The sequence below is a fragment of the Methylocaldum gracile genome, assembly GCF_053646815.1.
In genome coordinates this window covers 3,118,484-3,137,983 of record NZ_CM132196.1, presented here as the reverse complement: position 1 = coordinate 3,137,983, position 19,500 = coordinate 3,118,484, and the positions used below count along the sequence as shown (strand labels likewise).

General features: G+C 59.6%; 19 protein-coding genes. 11 read left to right on the top strand and 8 right to left on the bottom strand.

Going from position 1 to position 19,500, the window contains the following annotated elements; translation table 11 throughout:
* Positions 1 to 39: 39 nt before the first annotated feature.
* The 3 genes from ACWJJK_RS13745 to ACWJJK_RS13735 form a co-directional block, all read right to left on the bottom strand.
* Entirely contained in the window at positions 40 to 2,028 is a 1,989-nt protein-coding gene (locus tag ACWJJK_RS13745; protein WP_077729833.1) for an Hsp70 family protein, read from the bottom strand.
* Positions 2,025 to 2,666, bottom strand: a complete 642-nt coding sequence (locus ACWJJK_RS13740) for a DUF2760 domain-containing protein (RefSeq protein ID WP_077729832.1) — start codon at positions 2,664 to 2,666, stop codon at positions 2,025 to 2,027. Before ACWJJK_RS13740 ends, ACWJJK_RS13745 begins: the two co-directional genes overlap by 4 nt.
* 120 nt (positions 2,667 to 2,786) lie before the next feature.
* Positions 2,787 to 3,173, bottom strand: a complete 387-nt coding sequence (locus ACWJJK_RS13735; protein ID WP_077729831.1) for a hypothetical protein — start codon at positions 3,171 to 3,173, stop codon at positions 2,787 to 2,789.
* A 203-nt stretch (positions 3,174 to 3,376) separates the two neighbouring features.
* Here ACWJJK_RS13735 and ACWJJK_RS13730 point away from each other — a divergent pair, with 203 nt between their 5' ends.
* Positions 3,377 to 4,318: a hypothetical protein gene (locus ACWJJK_RS13730; protein WP_156879424.1), complete on the top strand. Its 942-nt coding sequence runs from the start codon at positions 3,377 to 3,379 to the stop codon at positions 4,316 to 4,318.
* Here the strand turns inward: ACWJJK_RS13730 and queG are convergent.
* Positions 4,315 to 5,424 carry a tRNA epoxyqueuosine(34) reductase QueG gene (gene queG / locus ACWJJK_RS13725; RefSeq protein ID WP_434130068.1) on the bottom strand — a complete coding sequence of 370 codons (1,110 nt, stop codon included), beginning with the start codon at positions 5,422 to 5,424 and terminating at the stop codon, positions 4,315 to 4,317. The genes ACWJJK_RS13730 and queG overlap by 4 nt on opposite strands.
* Before the next feature lie 77 nt (positions 5,425 to 5,501).
* Between queG and ACWJJK_RS13720 the strand changes: the two genes are divergently transcribed.
* The 3 genes from ACWJJK_RS13720 (at position 5,502) to ACWJJK_RS13710 (ending at position 8,844) form a co-directional block, all read left to right on the top strand.
* The gene (locus ACWJJK_RS13720; RefSeq protein ID WP_454128179.1) at positions 5,502 to 6,989 is read left to right on the top strand and encodes an NAD(P)H-hydrate dehydratase; all 1,488 of its coding nucleotides are present in this window, start codon (positions 5,502 to 5,504) and stop codon (positions 6,987 to 6,989) included.
* The gene (tsaE, locus tag ACWJJK_RS13715) at positions 6,986 to 7,441 is read left to right on the top strand and encodes a tRNA (adenosine(37)-N6)-threonylcarbamoyltransferase complex ATPase subunit type 1 TsaE (protein ID WP_454128178.1); all 456 of its coding nucleotides are present in this window, start codon (positions 6,986 to 6,988) and stop codon (positions 7,439 to 7,441) included. The genes ACWJJK_RS13720 and tsaE overlap by 4 nt, the downstream gene beginning before the upstream one ends.
* Before the next feature lie 71 nt (positions 7,442 to 7,512).
* Positions 7,513 to 8,844: an N-acetylmuramoyl-L-alanine amidase gene (locus ACWJJK_RS13710; protein ID WP_454128177.1), complete on the top strand. Its 1,332-nt coding sequence runs from the start codon at positions 7,513 to 7,515 to the stop codon at positions 8,842 to 8,844.
* On the opposite strand, the gene ACWJJK_RS13705 is transcribed toward ACWJJK_RS13710, so the two are convergent.
* Positions 8,831 to 9,001, bottom strand: a complete 171-nt coding sequence (locus tag ACWJJK_RS13705) for a hypothetical protein (RefSeq protein WP_168175385.1) — start codon at positions 8,999 to 9,001, stop codon at positions 8,831 to 8,833. The two genes, ACWJJK_RS13710 and ACWJJK_RS13705, sit on opposite strands and share 14 nt — an antisense overlap.
* Here ACWJJK_RS13705 and mutL point away from each other — a divergent pair.
* Positions 8,994 to 10,781, top strand: coding sequence for a DNA mismatch repair endonuclease MutL (mutL, locus tag ACWJJK_RS13700; RefSeq protein ID WP_454128176.1), 1,788 nt, complete (start codon positions 8,994 to 8,996; stop codon positions 10,779 to 10,781). The genes ACWJJK_RS13705 and mutL overlap by 8 nt on opposite strands.
* A gap of 26 nt (positions 10,782 to 10,807) precedes the next feature.
* The gene (gene miaA / locus ACWJJK_RS13695; RefSeq protein ID WP_156879464.1) at positions 10,808 to 11,716 is read left to right on the top strand and encodes a tRNA (adenosine(37)-N6)-dimethylallyltransferase MiaA; all 909 of its coding nucleotides are present in this window, start codon (positions 10,808 to 10,810) and stop codon (positions 11,714 to 11,716) included.
* 80 nt (positions 11,717 to 11,796) lie between these two features.
* Here the strand turns inward: miaA and ACWJJK_RS13690 are convergent, their stop codons facing one another.
* Together ACWJJK_RS13690 and ACWJJK_RS13685 are read right to left on the bottom strand one after the other, a co-directional pair.
* A complete protein-coding gene (locus ACWJJK_RS13690) occupies positions 11,797 to 12,918 on the bottom strand; it encodes a PilT/PilU family type 4a pilus ATPase (protein WP_347257359.1) in 1,122 nt (373 codons plus the stop codon).
* A 17-nt stretch (positions 12,919 to 12,935) separates the two neighbouring features.
* On the bottom strand, positions 12,936 to 13,970 hold the full coding sequence (locus ACWJJK_RS13685) for a type IV pilus twitching motility protein PilT (RefSeq protein WP_077729823.1): 1,035 nt from the start codon (positions 13,968 to 13,970) through the stop codon (positions 12,936 to 12,938).
* A gap of 88 nt (positions 13,971 to 14,058) precedes the next feature.
* Here ACWJJK_RS13685 and ACWJJK_RS13680 point away from each other — a divergent pair, with 88 nt between their 5' ends.
* The 5 genes from ACWJJK_RS13680 (at position 14,059) to ACWJJK_RS13660 (ending at position 18,645) form a co-directional block, all read left to right on the top strand.
* Entirely contained in the window at positions 14,059 to 14,784 is a 726-nt protein-coding gene (locus tag ACWJJK_RS13680) for a YggS family pyridoxal phosphate-dependent enzyme (protein WP_086135057.1), read from the top strand.
* Between the two features lie 89 nt (positions 14,785 to 14,873).
* Positions 14,874 to 15,698 carry a pyrroline-5-carboxylate reductase gene (gene proC, locus ACWJJK_RS13675; protein ID WP_086135058.1) on the top strand — a complete coding sequence of 275 codons (825 nt, stop codon included), beginning with the start codon at positions 14,874 to 14,876 and terminating at the stop codon, positions 15,696 to 15,698.
* Positions 15,699 to 15,700: 2 nt separating this feature from the next.
* Positions 15,701 to 16,276 carry a YggT family protein gene (locus ACWJJK_RS13670; protein WP_077729820.1) on the top strand — a complete coding sequence of 192 codons (576 nt, stop codon included), beginning with the start codon at positions 15,701 to 15,703 and terminating at the stop codon, positions 16,274 to 16,276.
* A gap of 1 nt (position 16,277) precedes the next feature.
* Positions 16,278 to 16,577, top strand: a complete 300-nt coding sequence (locus ACWJJK_RS13665; RefSeq protein ID WP_077729819.1) for a DUF167 family protein — start codon at positions 16,278 to 16,280, stop codon at positions 16,575 to 16,577.
* A gap of 82 nt (positions 16,578 to 16,659) precedes the next feature.
* Entirely contained in the window at positions 16,660 to 18,645 is a 1,986-nt protein-coding gene (locus tag ACWJJK_RS13660; protein WP_077729818.1) for a dynamin family protein, read from the top strand.
* Here the strand turns inward: ACWJJK_RS13660 and trmB are convergent.
* Positions 18,642 to 19,391, bottom strand: coding sequence for a tRNA (guanosine(46)-N7)-methyltransferase TrmB (gene trmB, locus ACWJJK_RS13655; protein WP_434112330.1), 750 nt, complete (start codon positions 19,389 to 19,391; stop codon positions 18,642 to 18,644). The genes ACWJJK_RS13660 and trmB overlap by 4 nt on opposite strands.
* Positions 19,392 to 19,500 lie beyond the last annotated feature (109 nt).

The window sequence follows — 19,500 nt, the reverse complement described above, 5'->3', positions numbered from 1 at the left end:
AGGATGGCCGCAGGGGCATTGCCCCTGCGGTTTGCAGGATTATTTATTGAAAGACCAAAAACTTTTTTTGGCCGAAGCGTCGTCGCCAGGTGCTTCCGAAGCTGCTTCGTCGGATGCGGTTTCGGTCGCCCGCTCGGAGAGATTGCCTAAGATCGGTTCCTCCGGTGCGACATTTTCATCCGACGGCAAGGGCTTTTCGCCTGCACGGACATCGAATTCGACGTTCCAGCGTTTGTCGCCGTCCTTAGCGACCGCTTCCAGTTGCAGCGTGCCCACTTCGGTGACCCTGGCGGCCAAATGAACCGGGACCACATCGCCCGCCTGGTACTCTTCTGCCGGCAAGGTGACCTCGATTTCGTCCAGTTCTTCCATTTCGTCTTCCGACCAGTAGTCGAGGCGCGTGCCGACCACGTCGTCGCGGCGGACGTTGGACGCGAAGAAACGGAAGCGCACTGGCTCGCCCACGACCAATCCGAACTCGTAAGGCGGCAGATCCGCCTCGGTACCTTCCTCCATGCCGAAAGGCGCGATGCACAGGGCCTCGATCGGCGGGGCGAAGCCCGGTACGGCGGGCATGGCGCTCTCGACGCCCACGTAATAGGCAGCACCGGTGCCGCCGCGGATGCGGACCCCACGACCTTTGCGGACATAGCCGTAATAAGCGGCACCACGGGCCACGGCTAGATCCAGGTCGGCGCCGTGCAGCAGTCGGGCATGCGGTGCGTCGTCGGCCTGAAGCCAGCTATTGAGTACATCGAGCAAGCGCTTTTCGAGCGCCTCGGACTTGAATACACCCCCGTTGAGGAGCAGCGCGGTCGGATGCAGGAACTGGGCATCGGCAGGGAGGTTGAATCCCTGCAATTCGCCGGTCGCGCCGATCTGTCGGCTCAGGAAGGCGGCGAGATGACAGGTGATCCGTGCGTCCTTGGCATACGGAAGGCCCAGGGTGGTCAGACCGGTGCGAGCCTGAACGGCAGGACGGTCTGTGATTTGCACCTTCGGAAAGAAGCCTTCGACCAGGGTACGTCCGACCTCGTCGCGGGTCAGGCTGGTACGCAGCGTGCCGCCGATGAGCGACGAACCGCGGCTGGGGACGACGACGGCGACTTCGTCGGTATCCGAGTCGGACAGCAAGGATTCCTTGGCGTCCCGGCAGCCGTGCATGAGTGCCTGGATCTGCCAAGGTTCCAGCCGTTTGCCCTCGGCTTCGAGCTTCATTTTCAAGACATAAGCCAAGGCGAGGTCCATGTTGTCCCCGCCGAGGAGAATGTGATCGCCGATGGCGACGCGGTTGAGGATCAGATTGCCTTCCTCCTCGGTCACGGCGATCAGCGACAAATCGGTGGTACCGCCGCCTACGTCCACGACGAGAATGATGTCGCCCGGCTTGACCTGCTCGCGCCATTTTCCTTCGCTGGTCTGAATCCAGCTGTACAGCGCCGACTGCGGCTCCTCGAGCAGAATGGCCTGGCGCAGGCCCACGGCGTGGGCGGCTTCCACGGTCAGTTCCCGAGCCGCCGGATCAAAGGACGCCGGTACGGTGATCACCAGTTCCTGCTCGCTCAGGGGCGCGTCGGGATAGCGGTCGTTCCAGGCGTCACGCATGTGGCGGAGATATTCGATCGACGCTTGAAGAGGCGAAACGCGCTTTACTTCCTCCGGTGACTGAACGGGCAGGATTGGCGCGCGGCAGTCGACGCCGCTGTGAGATAGCCAGCTCTTGGCGCTGCTTACCAGCCGGATGGGCGTTTTGCCGCCGAGTTGCCTTGCCAGGTCACCGACGATGGCTTCCGGATGTTCGTTCCAGGGCAACACGATGTCGCTCGGTGCGAGCTCGGCCTCGTGAGCCTGGTAAAGAAACGAAGGCAACTGCCTTTTTTCGCCGACCGTACCGGGCGACGTCAATTGCGGGATATCCAAAACCTCGATCGGCGCTTTTTCGCCGTCGCACTGGCTGAGATCGACATAGGACACGACGCTGTTGGTCGTGCCGAGGTCGATGCCGACGGAATACTGGGTTTCGCTCACAATTCCACCTCTGCTTGGGCGATGATGCGTACGTCATGTCCTTCGGCGATCTTGGGCAGTCTGACGGCCGTAGCGCGCCAGCCGCGGTGTATCAATGTGCCGGTGAACGGCGGATCGCCGACGATGTTGCCCGTGGGCCTTACGCTTGAAGCGTCGAAGCCTTTGGGCAGAGTAACGCGGGAGTTCTCCTGCTCTTTGCGCACCGGTTCAAGCTCGAAATGCTGGCTCAATACTTTGCGGCATCCCTCGTGTACGACTCGAGCCGCCGCGCCGATCTCGGCGTCGGAATAGGCGCCGACGTTCTCCTGAACGAAGTCGATAAAACGGGCTTCTTTCTGCAAAAGTCCGAGAAGCTGTAGGGCCGCATCCGGTGTGGCTTCTTTGACAACCACCGGCTCCGGCCGTTCCGGTTTGACGACTTCCAAGGGTTTGGGTGCCTCCCTGACCGGAACGGGGGCCGGTCCGGCGGGGACCGGCGCAACGACTGGTTCGGCTGCCCGCCGCCCACGGCGCATCAAAGCGATGACGGCTACGGACAGCAGAAGGATCTGCAGAATCAGCAGAATGACCACGAGGGCTGCAAGTCCGATGTGTACGGCGTCGAGCGTGGTCGGAATGAGAGTTGGGTCGAATTGCATTCGGATCCTCTTTGCGTTGAGTGGTGCCCTGGGACGCAGGCGCGGTTGGTGCGGCAAATACAGCCGCCGGCATCGGCGGGACAGCCGGCTGAAAACTAAGCGCGGGGTAGGACGATCGTATTAGGGCTGCCCGGTCGCGGCTTGAGCCGCCTGAGCACCCATCAATGTGCGCAGGACCTGACGTGCGGCCTGAGTACGGCGGCTGCGCATATATCGTTCGGAGATCGTGCCGGGTACTTTTTCGCTATCGAACGCCGCCTTGACCTTCGACAGCTTCTCTTCGCACGTTTTCAAAACGCGATCGGTGAGTGCACGCGAATCCGCCTGCTCGCCGACCCGCGCACGGGTTTCGCTGTTGACGCAGGTCTGGTATGCGACTAAAGCCAGGTTGACTTTCTCCAGAGTCTGGTCCGAAAGGGTGGTGCCCTGCCATTCGTCTTCCGCCCGGACGGTTTGCAGGGCGGACAAAGCGATTGCGGCGAGCAGCACGCGAAAAAAAAAGTTCATGGGCGTTAACTCCTTACGAGTTGGAGACGAATGCACCGGATTTTACGCTATGTCGAGGGAGGGCGGAACGCCGAATCCGCCGCATCGGCTTGGCGCGGCAGCTTTGGGACGCGGTAGTGCAGTGTGCTAACCTTCAACGGCGTGGGTTTACGCCGGACTTTCGGCGTGGGACGACAACAAACGAAAATAACCGGAGAAGAATAATGAAACTAAAGTCTTGGTTAGTGGGGGCAGCGGTTCCATTTCTCGTGAGCTGCGCGGCGACGGTGGATAAATCGTCGGTGCAGGCCACGCACGTGGCGCCGGTTTCGACGCAGGTGGAAGTGGTGCGGATTCCGTTCGACGGTTCTCAACCCATGTACGTCGTCACGGTGGAGCCTTTGAGTGTCGGAACCGGTTCGGGGGGCGGCGTGACACAGGCTCCGACCGGGGCCCGCTACGGCTGGGGACCCTTCGGCTGGGGTATTCTCGGAGGGGCCGCACCTACGGCACCGGGGGCTTACACGCCCGACCATCAAGGTATGAGCGATCGCGTCGGGCAAGGCGTCGCCGCGCAATTAATCAGTGCCCTCGGCAACGTAGGGAACATCGTGGTCGTCGACTACGAACATTACCGCAAGAACGAAAGCAATCCCGCAAAGCTGCTGAATCCCGGCGAGGTCGGGCCGTTCGTGATCAAGGGTACGATCACGGAATTCAACGAGGTTGCCGAAGCCAACGACGAGCGCAAAGGTGGATCGCTCGGCTGGGCAGGAACAGTGCTCGGCATCGCGGGCGCCGTTTCGGGGACACCCGCCGCGGGCATCGCCGGTGCTGCCGTATCTGCCGCCAATCCGACTTGGGAAAACACCAAGGCCCGGCGAACCGGGGCGGTGGGCATGGACCTGCAAGTGGTCGAGCCTAGCAGCGGCCGCATGGTGGGAACGATTACTTCCCACGGCTCCTTCACCTCCGAATCCGCCACCAGCGGTTTCTCTTTGTTCGGCGTCGGGGGCGGGGAATCCGCGTTTGCAGCGAGCGCCCTGGGTCAGGCGACCCGCGCCGCGCTCAACGATACTCTGAAGCAATTGTCCGACCAGCTTCGCATCAAGGGTCCCGCCTTTGTCAAAGCATCGGCTCCCGCCGCTAAGAAAACGCGGCGTTAAGACGTAGAAGACGCTGGGGCTCCCGCACGGTGCGGCTGTCGCTCGTTGGAGCAGTGCCGTGCAAGCGCCCAGCGCACGTGCTCCCTGATCAAAGGCAACGGGTCGTCTATCCGCGCTCGTAACGCGTCGACGATTTTAGTAGACGTTTCAGCGTTACCCAAGGCCACGGCGATATTCCTGATCCAGCGTTCGTAACCGATGCGGCGTATGGCAGAGCCTTCGGTCTTATGTAGAAACGTCGCTTCATCCCAGCGGAAAAGGTCGATCAGCCCGGCGGTATCGAGACCGTGGCGCGGCATGAAATCCGCTTCCTCGGTCAGCCGCGCATAGCGGTTCCACGGGCATACGAGCTGGCAGTCGTCACAGCCGTAGATGCGGTTGCCGATGGCGGTGCGAAATTCTTCGGGAATCGGTCCGCGCAACTCGATGGTCAGATAGGAGATGCAGCGCCGGGCGTCAAGGCGATAAGGCGCAACGATCGCTTGGGTGGGGCAGACCTCCATGCAGGCGGTGCAGCTCCCGCAGTGATTGGTCGTTTCGGCATCGATGGGCAAGGGGAGATCGGTGTAAATCTCCCCCAGGAAGAACATCGAGCCTGCTTTGCGGTTGATCAAATTGGTGTGCTTGCCGATCCAGCCGAGCCCGGCTTTGGCGGCGAGCGCCTTTTCCAGCACCGGCGCGCTGTCGACGAAGACCCTATAACCGAAGGGGCCGATTTCGACTGCGATGCGCTCGGCCAATTGCTGTAAGCGCTTGCGGAGCACCTTGTGGTAATCGCGGCCGAGGGCGTAGCGGGAGATGAACGCGGCGGTCTGGTCGTCCAGCCGCTCCCTAACCGTGGTTCGATTCTCCGGGAGATAATCCATGCGTACGCTGATGAGCCGGAGCGTACCGGGAACCAGCTCTTCCGGACGGCTGCGCTTGGTGCCATGCCGCGCCATGTAGTCCATTTCTCCGTGGAATCCCTCGTCTATCCATTCTTGAAGCTGCTGTTCGGCCGCAGAAAGGTCGGTATCGGCTATTCCGACCTGCTGAAAGCCGAGTTCTTTGCCCCAGGTCTTGATTTTGGCGGCGAGAGCGGAGTAATCGCGAGCGGACGAAGTCACAGAAGTGTGGAGGCGGTGCGGAGTTTGAGCCAGAATGTAAACGGAACGAGCGTAGTTTGGGTACAGCTTACTGGGTTATGAGCGAACGATACAGCCGAAGTTTCCCGAAGGATCTTTATCGCGCGGAGGACGTGCGCGCCATGGACCGTTATGCCATCGAAACGGTGGGCATTCCCGGCATCGAGTTGATGCGCCGCGCCGGCGCATCGGCCTTTGCCGCTTTGCACGAACGCTGGCCGGGAGCGCGCACGCTGTCGGCGATTTGCGGCGGCGGCAACAACGGGGGAGACGCTTATGTGGTCGCCCGCTTGGCGCACGAGGCGGGGATGGACGTGCGGGTTTATCCGGTTTCGCCGCCCGCGAATCTCAAGGGGGATGCCCTGGCGGCTTACCAGGATTATCGAGCGACGGGCGGCGAAATATTGGATTTTATCCCGGCCGATTTCGAGGGTGCGGAAGTGCTGGTCGACGGACTTTTGGGCACCGGCTTGGATCGGAAGGTCGACGGACTTTACGCGGACGTGATCAGGGCCGTCAACCGGTTCTCCGGTCGGGTGATGGCGCTGGATATTCCGTCCGGGCTTCATGCCGATACCGGTTCCGCTCTGGGCGTTGCCGTCAAGGCCGATTTGACCGTGACGTTCATCGGTCTCAAGCAGGGGCTCTTTACCGGTGAAGGTCCGGAATACACAGGCGAGATCGTCTTTGCCGATCTGGGCACACCGCCGGAAGTGCGATATTCCGTCGAACCTTCGGCCATGCTGCTGCCGCCGTGGGAACGCGGCTTGCCGGCGCGTCCGCGTTATGCGCACAAAGGTCATTTCGGTCATGTGCTGGTGGTCGGGGGCGATTGCGGCTACAGCGGCGCCCCTCGCATGGCAGCGGAGGCCGCGGCTCGGGTTGGAGCGGGGTTGATTAGCATCGCCACGCGGAAGTCCCATGCCGACTCGCTCAACCTGACCCGGCCGGAGCTGATGTGCCACGGCGTCGAAACCACCGAGGACTTGCAGATACCCTTGGAGCGGGCCACGGTCGTTGCTATCGGGCCTGGGCTGGGCCGTTCGGAATGGGCGAAGGCGCTGCTCGGCACGGTGTTGGAAACCGATTTGCCGGTCGTGGCGGATGCCGACGCGCTCAATCTTCTGGCGGAAAGCCCCCGCAAACGGGACAACTGGACCATCACGCCCCATCCGGGGGAAGCGGCGCGGCTGCTCGACTCGTCTTCCGCGGACATACAGAAAGATCGATTCAGCGCCGTTCGGAACCTTCAGGCGAAGTTCGGCGGCGTAGCCGTATTGAAAGGTTCCGGCAGCCTGGTCTGCGGCTCGGACGGATTGCCCTATGTCTGTACCGCCGGCAATCCCGGCATGGCCAGCGGCGGCATGGGCGACGTGCTGACCGGTGTTATCGCGGGATTGCTGGCGCAACGTCTGGATCTTTTCGAGGCGGCGGCCTTGGGCGTGCAATTGCATGCCGCGGCGGGTGACGAGGCGGCGAAGGCCGGCGAAAGGGGACTCTTGGCCTGCGATTTGATGGATCCTTTGCGCCGGCTCGTCAATTTATGAAAGTGACTCTTAGGGACGAGGCGGAAACGCTCGCATTCGCCGGGCGCGTCTATCGAGCGATGTCGTCGAACGGGCTCGTCTTCCTGCTCGGAAACCTCGGCGCCGGCAAAACCACGTTTGTGCGCGGCTGGCTCCGGGCGGCAGGGTTTTCGGGGCCGGTGAAAAGCCCGACTTTCACGCTGGTCGAAGAATACCCGCTCGGGGATCGGATCGTTTACCATTTCGATTTGTACCGGCTGAACGATCCGGAAGAGTTGGAGTGGATGGGGTTCCGGGACTATCTACGGCCGAACGCGGTTTGCTTCATCGAATGGCCGGAGCGCGGCGCGGGGCTATTGCCCGAGGCGGATCTCGAGATCCGCCTGGAAATATCGGGTACGTGGCGCATGGCGGAGATATCGGCCGGCACGGACTCCGGTGTAGCCGTATTGGCCAGGCTGCAAGCCGAGTAGCCTATTTCCTTGCGGTTTTCCGCAGCTCGGACTATGTTTTCCGGGGGCTTTCACGCATGGCGGCTTCGTTCATGGAAAAAAAAACTCTAATCACATGGCTGGTGTTCACGTTTTGCGGCTACGCACCGCTGGTTTTCGGCGCGCCCGTGCAGATGAACTCGGTGAAGTTTGAGGCCGCCGCGCAGAGTTCACGGCTGGTTTTCGATTTCGCGGCGCTGCCCAAATACCGAATCTCCCGCGGAAGCAAGCCGAATCAGCTGCAAATCGACTTCGAAAATATTTCCCTGTCCGGAAAACTCGGACAACCCCCGGCGTCTCATCCCCTGATCGCGAAGCTCATTCCGGTTTCGGGCAAGGCCAAGGACAGCCCCAGGATTTTGCTCGATCTTAAACGCCCGGCCGGATACAAGTCTTACGTCACCCGTCTCAAGGGAAGCTCGCGCCTGGTGCTCGAACTGACGCCCCCGATTTTGACCGCCCAGGCGGGAGACAAGGCGGCTTCCAAGGAGCCGGTCAAATCGGCAAAACCGACTAAGATTGCTGCGGCGCCGAAAGCAGCTCCCAAGCCGGTCGCGGCCAAGGCCTGGAGCTCGCCGGGCGAAGCGAGGCCGGTCCGTTTCCTGAAGCCGGCGCTGGCCAAGGAGCGGGTGATCGTCATCGACGCCGGTCACGGCGGCAAAGATACCGGCGCGATCGGCCCCAACGGAACCTACGAAAAAGACGTGGTGCTGGCTATCGCCCGCAAGCTCGAACGGCTGATCGGAGCCGAACCGGGCATGCGGGCGGTCATGGTGCGCAAGAGCGATCAGTTCGTCGATTTGCGCGAGCGGGCGGAACTCGCCCGCAAGGCGAAGGCGGATTTGTTTATTTCCTTGCACGCGGACGCCTACGTGAGCAATGACGTAAAGGGGTCTTCCGTATTCACTCTGTCGGATCACGGTGCTTCCAGTGAAGCCGCTCGCTGGCTGGCGGACCGGGAAAACGCCGCTTTGGTGGGCGGTGTTCAGCTCAGGGGAAAAGACAAATTGCTGGCTTCGGTGCTGCTCGATCTGTCGCAAACCGCGACGCTAGACGCCAGCAACCGCGCGGCCGCAAAGGTATTGGGAGAGCTAAGAAAGGATTTCCATCTACATCACCGAGACGTGCAAAAAGCCGGTTTTGCGGTGCTCAAGTCGCCGGACGTTCCCTCGATACTGGTGGAGACGGCGTTCATATCCAATCCGGACGAAGAGCGTAATCTGCGCAATTCGAGCCATCAGGATCAGGTGGCTCGCGCCATATTCGACGGCATCCGCAATTATTTCGCCGAAATTCGGCCGATGGTTCCGGTCGATCTGCGCATGGCCGATGCTCTGGAGAGCGTGGCCGAATCCGACGGCAAGAAGCCGGTCATTCGAAAATAGAACGCTTGCGCCGAAGGTCGGCAAAAGCACCTTTATCCCCGTCTTTCATAATTTCTGTATTTTCCCGAGAATAGCAAGGTATTGAATCCTTGCTCCCGCGGTTCTGTCTAACCGCCAAACCGTTTTCTCGATCGCCGATTCCATCTGCCATGCCCATCCGCATTCTCCCTCCGCAACTCATAAACCAAATCGCCGCCGGGGAGGTGGTCGAGCGCCCCGCCTCGGTGGTGAAAGAATTGGTCGAAAATGCCTTCGACGCCGCCGCGCGCTCGGTAGCCATCGACGTGGAACAGGGCGGATTGCGCATGATGCGCATCCGCGACGACGGCTGCGGCATCGATAGAGAGGAATTGCCGCTCGCCCTGTCCAGGCACGCCACCAGCAAAATCGCCAGTCTGGAGGATCTGGAGCGGGTCTCCAGCATGGGATTCCGGGGCGAAGCTTTGCCCAGCATCAGTTCGGTGGCGCGCTTGACGCTGACCTCGCGGATACGCGGCGAGCGTTGCGCCTGGCGTGTCACCGCGGACGGGACGGAAACCGATTTCGACGTGCAGCCGGCGGCCCATCCCGAAGGCACGACGGTGGAGGTTCGCGATCTCTTCTACAACACGCCGGCGCGCCGGAAGTTTCTCCGGTCGGAAAAGACCGAGTTCTCCCATATCGAAACACTGATCAAGCGTATGGCGCTGAGCCGGTTTGAAGTGGGATTTTCCTTGAAGCACGACGAGCGGACGGTATTGAGCTTGCGGCCGGCGGAAACCCAGGCCGAAATCGAGCGACGCCTGGCCTTGGTGCTCGGTGAGGCGTTTCTGGAAAACGCGCTGGCGGTGGAGTTTTCGGCGGCGGGTCTCAGGCTTTCCGGGTGGGTGGGGTTTCCGACGTTCTCCCGCAGCCAGGCCGACATGCAGTTCTTCTACGTCAACGGGCGTTTGGTCCGGGACAAGCTGGTGAGCTATGCCGTGAAGCAAGCTTATCAGGACGTGCTTTACCACGGGCGCCAGCCGGTGTACGTGCTGTATCTGGAGCTGGACCCGACGTTGGTCGACGTCAATGCTCATCCCGCCAAACTCGAAGTGCGTTTCCGCGATTCCCGGACGGTGCACGATTTTCTGTTTCGCGCGTTGCACCGGGCTTTGGCCGAGACCAAGCCGCGGGCTGTCGAGGCCGAGGCGGTGCCCCATCCGGAAGACAGGCCGGCGCGTGCAGTTTCGGCACCCGAGTTTTCTAAACCGCACCGCCAAGCTACGCTGCCGTTGCAAGTGGCCGAGGCGATTCAAAGTTATGCCGATCTTTATTCCGCTCCGGCTCCTAAGCCGGAAGCGCCGCAGGAACCGGAGCCAGATGAGCAAACGACTCCGCCACTCGGTTTTGCGGTGGCGCATCTTCATGGCGCTTTCATTCTGGCCGAGAGCCGCAACGGGCTGATCGTGGTGGACGCTCACGCCGCCCACGAACGCATCACCTATGAAAAGCTGAAGGAGCAGGTCTGCGCGGGATCGGTTCCGATGCAGCCCTTGCTGCTGCCTATCCGAATTCAGGTTACCGCAGCCGAGGCCGACTTGGCGGAGGAGGCGGGCGGTGTGTTCGAAAGCCTCGGCATCGAACTTCGCCGAAGCGGCCCGGATACGCTCATGTTGCGAGCGGTGCCGGCCTTGCTGGCGGATGCGGATGGCGAGCGCCTGGTGCGCGATGTGTTGGCCGATCTCAACCAGCATGGACGGAGCGTCCGGATCGAGCAGTCCATGAACGAGGTTCTGGCGACCATGGCCTGCCACGGATCGATCAGGGCCAACCGCAAGCTGACCGTGCCGGAAATGAACACGCTGCTCCGCGACATGGAAGCGACGGAGCGCAGCGGCCAGTGCAACCACGGGCGCCCGACCTGGGTCGAGCTAAGCCTCAAGGATCTGAACCGCTTGTTCATGCGCGGCCAGTGACTGAATTACCACCCGCTATCGCCCTGATGGGGCCGACCGCCTCGGGCAAAACGCGGCTGGCCATCGAATTGGCCAAGACGCTGGACGGAGAAGTGATCAGCGTCGATTCCGCACTGGTTTACCGGGGCATGGACATCGGCACCGCCAAGCCGAGCTTGGAGGAAAGGGCAGGCATTCCGCACCATCTGATCGACATTCTTGATCCAGCCGAATCCTATTCCACCGGGCGTTTTCGGGACGAGGCGCTCGCGGCGATGCAGGACATAACAAGCCGCGGCAAGCTGCCGATTCTCGCCGGCGGCACGATGCTGTACTTCAACGCCTTGTTTTACGGTCTTTCGAGTCTGCCCGCTGCCGATCCCGAGATTCGGCGGCAGATCGACGAGGAAGCGGCGAGGGTCGGCTGGGCGAAACTGCACGAGGAACTCGGTCGAATCGACCCGGAAGCTGCGCTTCGCATTCATCCCAACGATCCCCAGCGCATCCAGCGGGCCCTGGAGGTATACCACGCGACCGGGGTTCCGCTGTCCGTGCTGTGCGCCGAGACCCGATCGCCGCCTTTGCCGTTCGATCTGATCAAACTCATCGTCGCGCCGGCAAGCCGCGAGGCCCTGCATGAACGGATTCGCCAGCGCTTCTTGACCATGATCGAAGGCGGATTTATCGACGAAGTCCGCGCCTTGCACGAACGGGACGATCTCCACGCCGATCTGCCCTCCATTCGCGCCGTCGGCTATCGACAGGTCTGGGCTTATCTCGAGGGCGAATACGACCGCGGTACCATGATCGAGCGCGGTATCATCGCCACCCGCCAATTCGCCAAGCGGCAGTTCACCTGGCTGAGGCGTGAGAGGGATGCGCTACGGTATGCCAGCGAGGACGAGAGGTTGGTGGAGTCCGTATTGCGAGACGTGACGGCCCGCCTGAAGCGGTAGAGCGGGGAAGGACGAGCGTCGCATCCGTCTCGCGTACTGATCAGAACGCAGGTAAAGGGCGTGGAGTTTTTATGAGGAGGTCAATTGTCGTCCGCGATGGACATGGTGTCATGCCGGCCCGCATATTTCTCGAGGTTGCCTTCCTCGCCCAGCTTGATCATCAGTCTGACTTCGTTTTTCGAATCTGCGGCATGTAGGGCATCCTCGTACGTGATCTTTCCGGCCTTGTACAGATCGTACAAGGCTTGATCGAAGGTTTGCATACCCTGTTCCCGCGAATGTTTCATCAGTTCCTTCAGCTTATGTACCTCGCCTTTTCGGATGAGATCTGAAGCGAGCGGGGTGTTCAAGAGAATTTCCACCGCCGGATACCGTCCCTTGCCATCGGCCCTGCGAATGAGCTGTTGAGCGATGATGCCCCGAAGGTTGAGGGATAGATCCATGAATAGCTGCGGGTGCATCTCTTCAGGAAAAAAGTGAAGGATTCGGTCCAACGCCTGATTAGCGTTGTTGGCGTGCAGTGTGCTTAGGCAGAGATGGCCCGTCTCGGCGAAAGTGATGGCATGCTGCATCGTCTCGCGGGTCCGGATTTCTCCGATCAGAATAACGTCGGGTGCCTGCCGCAGCGTATTCTTGAGCGCCACCTCGTAGGATTCGGTATCGATCCCGACCTCGCGCTGGGTGACGATGCAGCCGGCATGCGGATGCACATATTCCAGCGGATCTTCGATCGTGATGATATGCCCGCTCGAATGCTCGTTCCGATGTTTGATGATGGCGGCCAGCGATGTGGATTTTCCCGTTCCGGTCGCACCGACGAACAGGATCAAGCCGCGTTTGGTCATCGATAATTCATTGAGGATCGGCGGCAGATTCAGATCATCGACTGTCGGAATGTTCGTTTCGATCCGCCGCAACACCATTCCGGCGGTGTCTCTTTGGATGAAGGCGCTGACGCGGAAGCGGCCTAGGCCGGGCGATGAAATCGCGAAATTGCACTCCTTGGTATTCTCGAATTCGTCGCGCTGGCGTTGGTTCATGACCCCGATAACGATCTGCCGCGCCTGCTCTTTGCTCAGCTTGGCGTTCGATATCGGCTGAATGACGCCGTCGATCTTCATGCACGGTTCTTTATTGGTGGTGATGAAGAGGTCGGACGCTTTTTTCTGCGTCATCAGCATGAGCAAGGATTCGAAGTCCACGAGCTTGTTCTCCGGCTTTAGAATGCGGCTTTATTGACGGCTCTGACCCGAGCGGCGGCACGCGCCACGACGCCTTTTTCGACCAGTTCCTGCAAGTGCTGGTCGAGCGTTTGCATGCCGTCCTTGCGCCCGGTCTGGATGGCCGAGTACATCTGTGCGACCTTGTCTTCGCGGATGAGGTTGCGGATCGCCGGCGTGCCCACCATGATCTCCCAGGCCGCCGTGCGTCCGCCGCCGTTTTTCTTGAGCAGAGTCTGGGAGATCACGGCCTGCAGGGACTCGGACAGCATCGACCGAATAATGCCTTTTTCGGCGGCCGGGAAAACGTCGATGACGCGGTCTATGGTCTTGGCAGCCGAGTTGGTGTGCAGGGTACCGAAAACCAAGTGACCGGTTTCGGCGGCGGTCAATGCGAGGCGGATGGTTTCCAGGTCGCGCATTTCGCCGACCAGAATCACGTCGGGGTCTTCGCGCAGAGCCGAGCGCAAGGCTTCGTTGAAACCCAAAGTATCCCGGTGAACTTCGCGTTGGTTGATCAACGATTTTTTGCTGGAGTGCACAAACTCGATGGGGTCTTCAATCGTCAGGATATGGGAATACTGGTTCGAGTTGATGTGGTCGATCATCGCGGCGAGGGTGGTCGATTTGCCCGATCCGGTGGGCCCGGTGACCACGATCAGGCCGCGAGGGTGCATGGTAACGTCCTGGAAAAATTTGGGGCAACCCAGTTCCTCCAATGTCAAAACCTTGGACGGAATGGTTCGAAATACCGCCGCCGCGCCCCGGTCCTGGTTGAACGAGTTGACACGAAATCGCGCGACGCCGGGGAGCTCGAACGAAAAGTCGGTCTCCAGAAACTCCTCGTAATCGCGCCGCTGCTTGTCGTTCATGATGTCGTAGATCAGCGCGTGCACCTCTTTGTGGTCGAGCGCCGGCACATTGATGCGGCGTATGTCGCCATCCACGCGGATCATCGGCGGAAGTCCGGCGGACAAATGCAGGTCGGATGCATTGTTCTTGACGGAGAAAGCGAGCAGTTCGGCGATATCCATGGATTCTCTTCTGTAATGGCTCTTGTGTAAGCGTTGGTCGGTAGATACCCTTACCCTCCGGGCAAGTATAGACAAACGTATCAGCAACATGAGGAGTCAAATACAACAGCGCCTGGACGCCGTACGCGAGCGAATTCGACTCGCGGAGACGGCAGCCGGTCGATGCCGGGGTTCGGTTCGGCTGATCGCCGTAAGCAAGACTCAGCCTGCGGAGGCGATTGCCGCCGCTTATTACTGCGGTCAGCGGGAGTTCGGGGAGAACTACGTTCAAGAGGCTCTGGCCAAGCAAGATAAGTTGGCGCATTACGATATCGGCTGGCATTTCATCGGACCCATTCAATCCAACAAAACCAGGTCGATCGCGGCTCGTTTTTCCTGGGTACATAGCGTCGACCGATTCAAGATCGCGGAGCGCCTGAGCGATCAGCGTCCCGAAGAGCTGCCGCCGCTCAACATCTGCATTCAAGTCAACGTCAGCGGAGAAGCGACGAAATCGGGCGTTGCCCCGGAGGAGCTCGACGGGTTGGTCGAAGCGATCGCGGAACTGCCTAGGCTTCGTGTCCGCGGGCTTATGGCCATTCCGGCCCCGACGGACACGATCGACCTTCAGCGCGCATCGTTCCGGAGCTTGCGGCAAGCCGCGGAACGCTTGGGCCACCTTGGGCTCGATACGCTGTCCATGGGGATGTCCGACGACCTCGAAGCGGCCGTCATGGAAGGTTCGACCATGGTACGTATCGGCACGGCGCTGTTCGGGCCGAGGTCAAGCCGTGACATGGCCGTGCTCGATGCCGGGAGCGTTTCGGACGGCTGAGGGACACTTGTCGGCTTATACGGCGAACGGGACGTTTTTGGGGCCGTGTCTCGGTTAGAATACGTCCGTTGGTTCGGAGATGATTTCAAATGAAAAAGCAAACTTTAGGGTTTATCGGCGCCGGAAATATGGCGAGCAGCCTGATCGGCGGTCTCATTTCGGATGGCTATCCGGCGGACAATATTTTCGTGTCGGACGTCGACACCGCGAAGCTGAAGGATTTGGCCAGCCGTTTCGGCGTCCATACGTTCGAAGATAACAAATCCTTGGTCGAGCGCTCCCAGACCGTGTTGCTGGCCGTTAAACCGCAGATTCTTGAACAGGTGGCTCGAGAAATTGCCGGCCCCGTGCGGCAACGCGGCCCCCTGATGATCAGCATCGCCGCGGGTGTTCGCGAGACCGCCCTCGACCACTGGCTGGGCGGCGGCGCAAGCATCGTGCGCTGTATGCCCAATACTCCGGCGCTCGTGAAAACCGGGGCTACCGCATTGCACGCGAACGATCGAGCGAGCGCCGAACATAGAAGTGTGGCGGAAGCGATAGTCCGTGCCGTCGGCATCGCAGTGTGGGTAGAAAAGGAAGAGCTCCTGGATTTGGTGACGGCGCTTTCCGGAAGCGGACCCGCTTACTTTTTTCTGTTCATGGAGGCCATGGAGGATGCGGCGACCGAAATGGGAATGGACAAAGCTACGGCGCGGCTTCTTACCCAGCAGACGGCGCTTGGTGCGGCGCGCATCGCCATAGAATCCGAAGACGGTCCGGCGGAATTGAGAAGAAGGGTTACCTCGCCCGGCGGTACTACGGAAAAGGCAATAGAGGTATTCGAGCGCGGAAGCCTTCGTAGCCTTGTGCTTGACGCCATGAAGGCGGCAAATGCGCGGGCGGCAGAATTGTCCAAGCAACTGGGAGGTTGACGATGTCTCCGGATTTTCTGGTGAATCCCGCTGTTTTTCTGATCGATACGCTCTTCAGTCTTTATATATTCGCGATACTGCTGCGGTTCTTGTTTCAGTGGGTCGATGCGGATTACTACAATCCGATTTCCCAGTTCTTGATCAAGATCACGCACCCGCCGCTTCGCATGTTCCGCCGCTTTATTCCGTCCGTCGGCCGCGTCGACACGGCTTCGCTCGTCTTGATGCTGGGGCTGCAAATGCTGAGCGGCTATCTGATATTCGTGCTTCAGGATACGCGGATCACATTTGCGGCATTGAGTCTGTGGGCTGTCGTGCAGCTCTTGGATTTGCTGTTCAATGTCTATTTTTTCGCCATCATCATCCGTGCGGTCCTGAGTTGGGTCAGTCCAGGGAGCTATAACCCCGCGGTTTCCCTCCTTTACAGCCTTACCGAGCCGCTGCTTCGCTTCAGCCGTCGGCTTTTGCCGCCGATAGGGGGTATCGATCTCTCGCCGTTGATCCCCTTGATCGGCATACAACTCGCCAAAATGCTTGTGCTGCCCCCGCTGCAGCAACTCACGAATCTGCTGAACTGACTTGAGCGATTGGTATACCTGGGACGGCCAGGCACTGGTGCTGAACGTCCACGTACAACCTCGCGCCGGTAAGGACGAGATTGCGGGTTTGCATGGCGATCGGCTCAAGATCCGCATCAAAGCGCCGCCTGTCGACGGCAAAGCAAACCGTTATCTAATCGACTTCCTGGCAGACGTTTTCGGCGTCGCCAAACGCGATGTGGTTTTGCTGGCCGGTGAAACCGGCCGGGATAAGCGGTTCAAAATCTGCTCTCCAAAACGCTGGCCGGCATGGTGGGCAGAGCTCTCGAAAATGGACTGAATTTTGAATTGGTCTAAACTTCATCCCAACTGTCCCCAGAATTGCACTTTATTCCACTAGACGATCGGGTCGAGAGTCGGAGATGAGCATCATTCATTTAGAAGACAAGCTGCGAGGCTACGGCCAGTGGCGTGAGCAACTGAGCCAGGCGGTTGAGCGATATCGTTCCTGGCTTGATCAGCATGAATTGAACAGCGATGCCGTAAATGAAACTCTTCTGGGCATGCTCGACAGCTTGCGCGCGGATCGTATTGTGCTTGCCTTCGCCGCCGAATTTTCGCGAGGCAAGACCGAGCTCATTAACGCTTTGTTTTTCTCGGATACCGGTGTTCGGCTTTTGCCATCATCTCCCGGAAGAACAACCATGTGTCCGACGGAGATCTTTTACGATCCCGAAGGTGGTGCCTATATCCGACTCTTGGCGATCGAGAGCCGTCTGAACCAGGCATCGCTCAGCGAATACAAGCGACACCCGCAGAGTTGGATGCAGATCGAATTGGATTGCACCTCGCCGGTGCAAATGCAGGAAGCATTTCAAGAGCTGACCGCAACCAAGCGTGTGCCGCTCGAAGAAGCGAAGCAGCTCGGTCTGTACAACGAAGATCTTCATCCGGGACAGGTGGTGGCGCCGGAGACCGTCGAGATTCCGTGCTGGCGTCACGCATTGATCAGTTTTCCGCATTACCTCTTAAAGGAAGGCCTTACCATTCTGGACACACCCGGTCTCAACGCACTCGGGGCGGAACCCGAGTTGACCTTGCACATGCTGCCCAGCGCTCAAGCGGTTATCTTCGTGCTTGCAGCGGATACCGGGGTTACCAAGAGCGATCTGGATATGTGGTGCAACCATGTTCGGGGTTCCCGCCAGGGCCAGCAGAAAAGAAGCGGTCTGGCGGTGGTCATGAACAAGATCGATTCGATGTGGGGGGATTTGCACGGAGACGACGTCATCGAGAAATCGATTCGCGCCCAAATCGACTCAGTTGCCAGAACTTTGGAAGTCGACGCGAGCTCGATTTTTCCCTTGACCGCCAAACAGGCTTTGCTTGCCAAAGTGAAGGGCGACCAAGAACTCCTGGAAAAAAGCCGTCTCCATCTTTTTGAGAGTTTCTTGGCCGAAAAAGTGGTAAAGGAGAGGCAGAATCTGCTGATGACGTCGGTCACCGAGAGGATCGGCCATTTGGTTACCGAATCGACCGGTGTACTGCAGGCCCATATAGCGGATGCCGAGCGCCAGATCAACGATCTCCGCAATGTCGATGTCAATAATCGGGACAAGATCAAGCAGCTGATGACCGAGACCCGAGACCAGCAAAATGCTTATTTGGCCAGCGTAAACCAATTTCAGGCGAGCCGACGGGTGTTCGCGGTGCAGGCCAAGGCTTTGGTCGAGTCCCTGGCGCCGGAAAGCATCGATGAGATTATCAAGCGAACTCGGCGGCAGATGGCCGGAAGTCTGACGACGATCGGGATGAAATCGGTCATGGCGGGAGTGCTCGAGGAGTTGAACGGCGTGCTTGTCAAAGCCGTGTCGATCTCTGAGGAAAGTCGAAAACTGGTGAAAGGGATATACGGAAAATTCCAGGAGGAATATGGCTTTGCCGATCTCAAGGCGCCGTCGCTCTCGCTCAAGAAATATCAGGCCGAACTGGAGCGGGTATTCAAGGAAGGGGAGGCTTTCAGAGACAGTGCTTCGTCAACCTTGATGGAGCAGAGCATGGTTGTGGTAAAGCTTTATACAACGGTTGTCGCCCGCGCCCGAGAGCTTTTTCTGCACGCACACAAGGATGCGGTGGGTTGGTCCGGCATGGCCCTTACGCCGCTTATCCATCAAATTCGGGATCATAAACGCGTAATCGAAAGCAAGCTGGACGTATTGCGCAAGATCAACGAATCCAGTCACTCCTTGGATCAGGAGATCGCCGCGCTCACCCAGGCTTTGGAGCCGCTCCGTCGGCAATACGATGAACTCCTGGCCATACGGCAAGCGATGCAGCTGGATGACGTACAGCCAGAGGTCGAGGCGGAGGAGGAGCCGTTCCAACCCGCGGAAGCAGTGGCCGGCTAAAGATCGTCTGCTCGCCGGATAAAAATCAAATCCCATACGCCGTGTCCGAGCTCTTGTCCGCGGCGTTCGAATTTGGTCAACGCTCTGTGCGTCGGGCGAGGGGAAAACTTGCTCCCGCCTGCGGTGTTTTCAAGACGATCGCAATGTTCGAGCACGTCCAGCATGTGCTGAGCATAATCTTCCCAGTCCGTGGCGGCATGAAAATAGCCACCGTACTTGAGCTTCCGCGCTACGAGGCTGATAAATTCCGGGTTGACCAGTCGGCGTTTGTGGTGGCGCTTTTTGGGCCACGGATCCGGGAAAAACAAGTTCACGCCCGAAAGGCTTCCGTCAGCGATCTGATTTGTCAGGATGTCGACAGCGTCGGCGCAAAAAATACGCACATTATTTAGTTCGCGTTCTTTTAGGCGCGCCAGCAACTGCGCGACGCCAGGTCGGTGGACTTCTACGCCTATGAAGTTGGTCTGCGGCTGGTCGCCGGCGAGTTGTGCCAGAGTTTCGCCGTTACCGAAGCCGATTTCGACGACCAGAGGCGCGCCCCGGCCGAAAATCGCCTCGAAATCGGGGGGCGTATCGGCGACATTTAGTCCATAGATGGGCCAAAGAGCCTCCATGGCTCTCCGTTGCGCTACGGTGAATCGACCTTGGCGGAGAGTGAAGCTGCGGATGGAACGGTGGTGCGAATCACTGTCTTGGACCGAGTTGTTCGAGCCGGAATTAACGGACGCGTTTAGGCTGTCGTTCATGGGCAGGATGCCTGATTTCGAATTTGTTCGGAAGTGCGGAACCGAAAAGATGGAAGAACTCGACCGACTATTTTAGCGGAGCCGGCCTCGACTCGTGCTCCTGTTCCGC

Excerpts from the sequence above, each read along its gene's own strand:
- ACWJJK_RS13720 (WP_454128179.1), top strand. The coding sequence starts at position 5,502 with ATGAGCGAACGATACAGCCGAAGTTTCCCGAAGGATCTTTATCGCGCG.
- ACWJJK_RS13705 (WP_168175385.1), bottom strand. The coding sequence starts at position 9,001 with ATGGGCATGGCAGATGGAATCGGCGATCGAGAAAACGGTTTGGCGGTT.
- trmB (WP_434112330.1), bottom strand. The coding sequence starts at position 19,391 with ATGAACGACAGCCTAAACGCGTCCGTTAATTCCGGCTCGAACAACTCG.
- miaA (WP_156879464.1), top strand. The coding sequence starts at position 10,808 with ATGGGGCCGACCGCCTCGGGCAAAACGCGGCTGGCCATCGAATTGGCC.
- proC (WP_086135058.1), top strand. The coding sequence starts at position 14,874 with ATGAAAAAGCAAACTTTAGGGTTTATCGGCGCCGGAAATATGGCGAGC.
- ACWJJK_RS13670 (WP_077729820.1), top strand. The coding sequence starts at position 15,701 with ATGTCTCCGGATTTTCTGGTGAATCCCGCTGTTTTTCTGATCGATACG.
- ACWJJK_RS13735 (WP_077729831.1), bottom strand. The coding sequence starts at position 3,173 with ATGAACTTTTTTTTTCGCGTGCTGCTCGCCGCAATCGCTTTGTCCGCC.
- ACWJJK_RS13730 (WP_156879424.1), top strand. The coding sequence starts at position 3,377 with ATGAAACTAAAGTCTTGGTTAGTGGGGGCAGCGGTTCCATTTCTCGTG.
- ACWJJK_RS13660 (WP_077729818.1), top strand. The coding sequence starts at position 16,660 with ATGAGCATCATTCATTTAGAAGACAAGCTGCGAGGCTACGGCCAGTGG.
- ACWJJK_RS13680 (WP_086135057.1), top strand. The coding sequence starts at position 14,059 with ATGAGGAGTCAAATACAACAGCGCCTGGACGCCGTACGCGAGCGAATT.
- ACWJJK_RS13685 (WP_077729823.1), bottom strand. The coding sequence starts at position 13,970 with ATGGATATCGCCGAACTGCTCGCTTTCTCCGTCAAGAACAATGCATCC.
- mutL (WP_454128176.1), top strand. The coding sequence starts at position 8,994 with ATGCCCATCCGCATTCTCCCTCCGCAACTCATAAACCAAATCGCCGCC.
- ACWJJK_RS13710 (WP_454128177.1), top strand. The coding sequence starts at position 7,513 with ATGGAAAAAAAAACTCTAATCACATGGCTGGTGTTCACGTTTTGCGGC.
- tsaE (WP_454128178.1), top strand. The coding sequence starts at position 6,986 with ATGAAAGTGACTCTTAGGGACGAGGCGGAAACGCTCGCATTCGCCGGG.
- ACWJJK_RS13740 (WP_077729832.1), bottom strand. The coding sequence starts at position 2,666 with ATGCAATTCGACCCAACTCTCATTCCGACCACGCTCGACGCCGTACAC.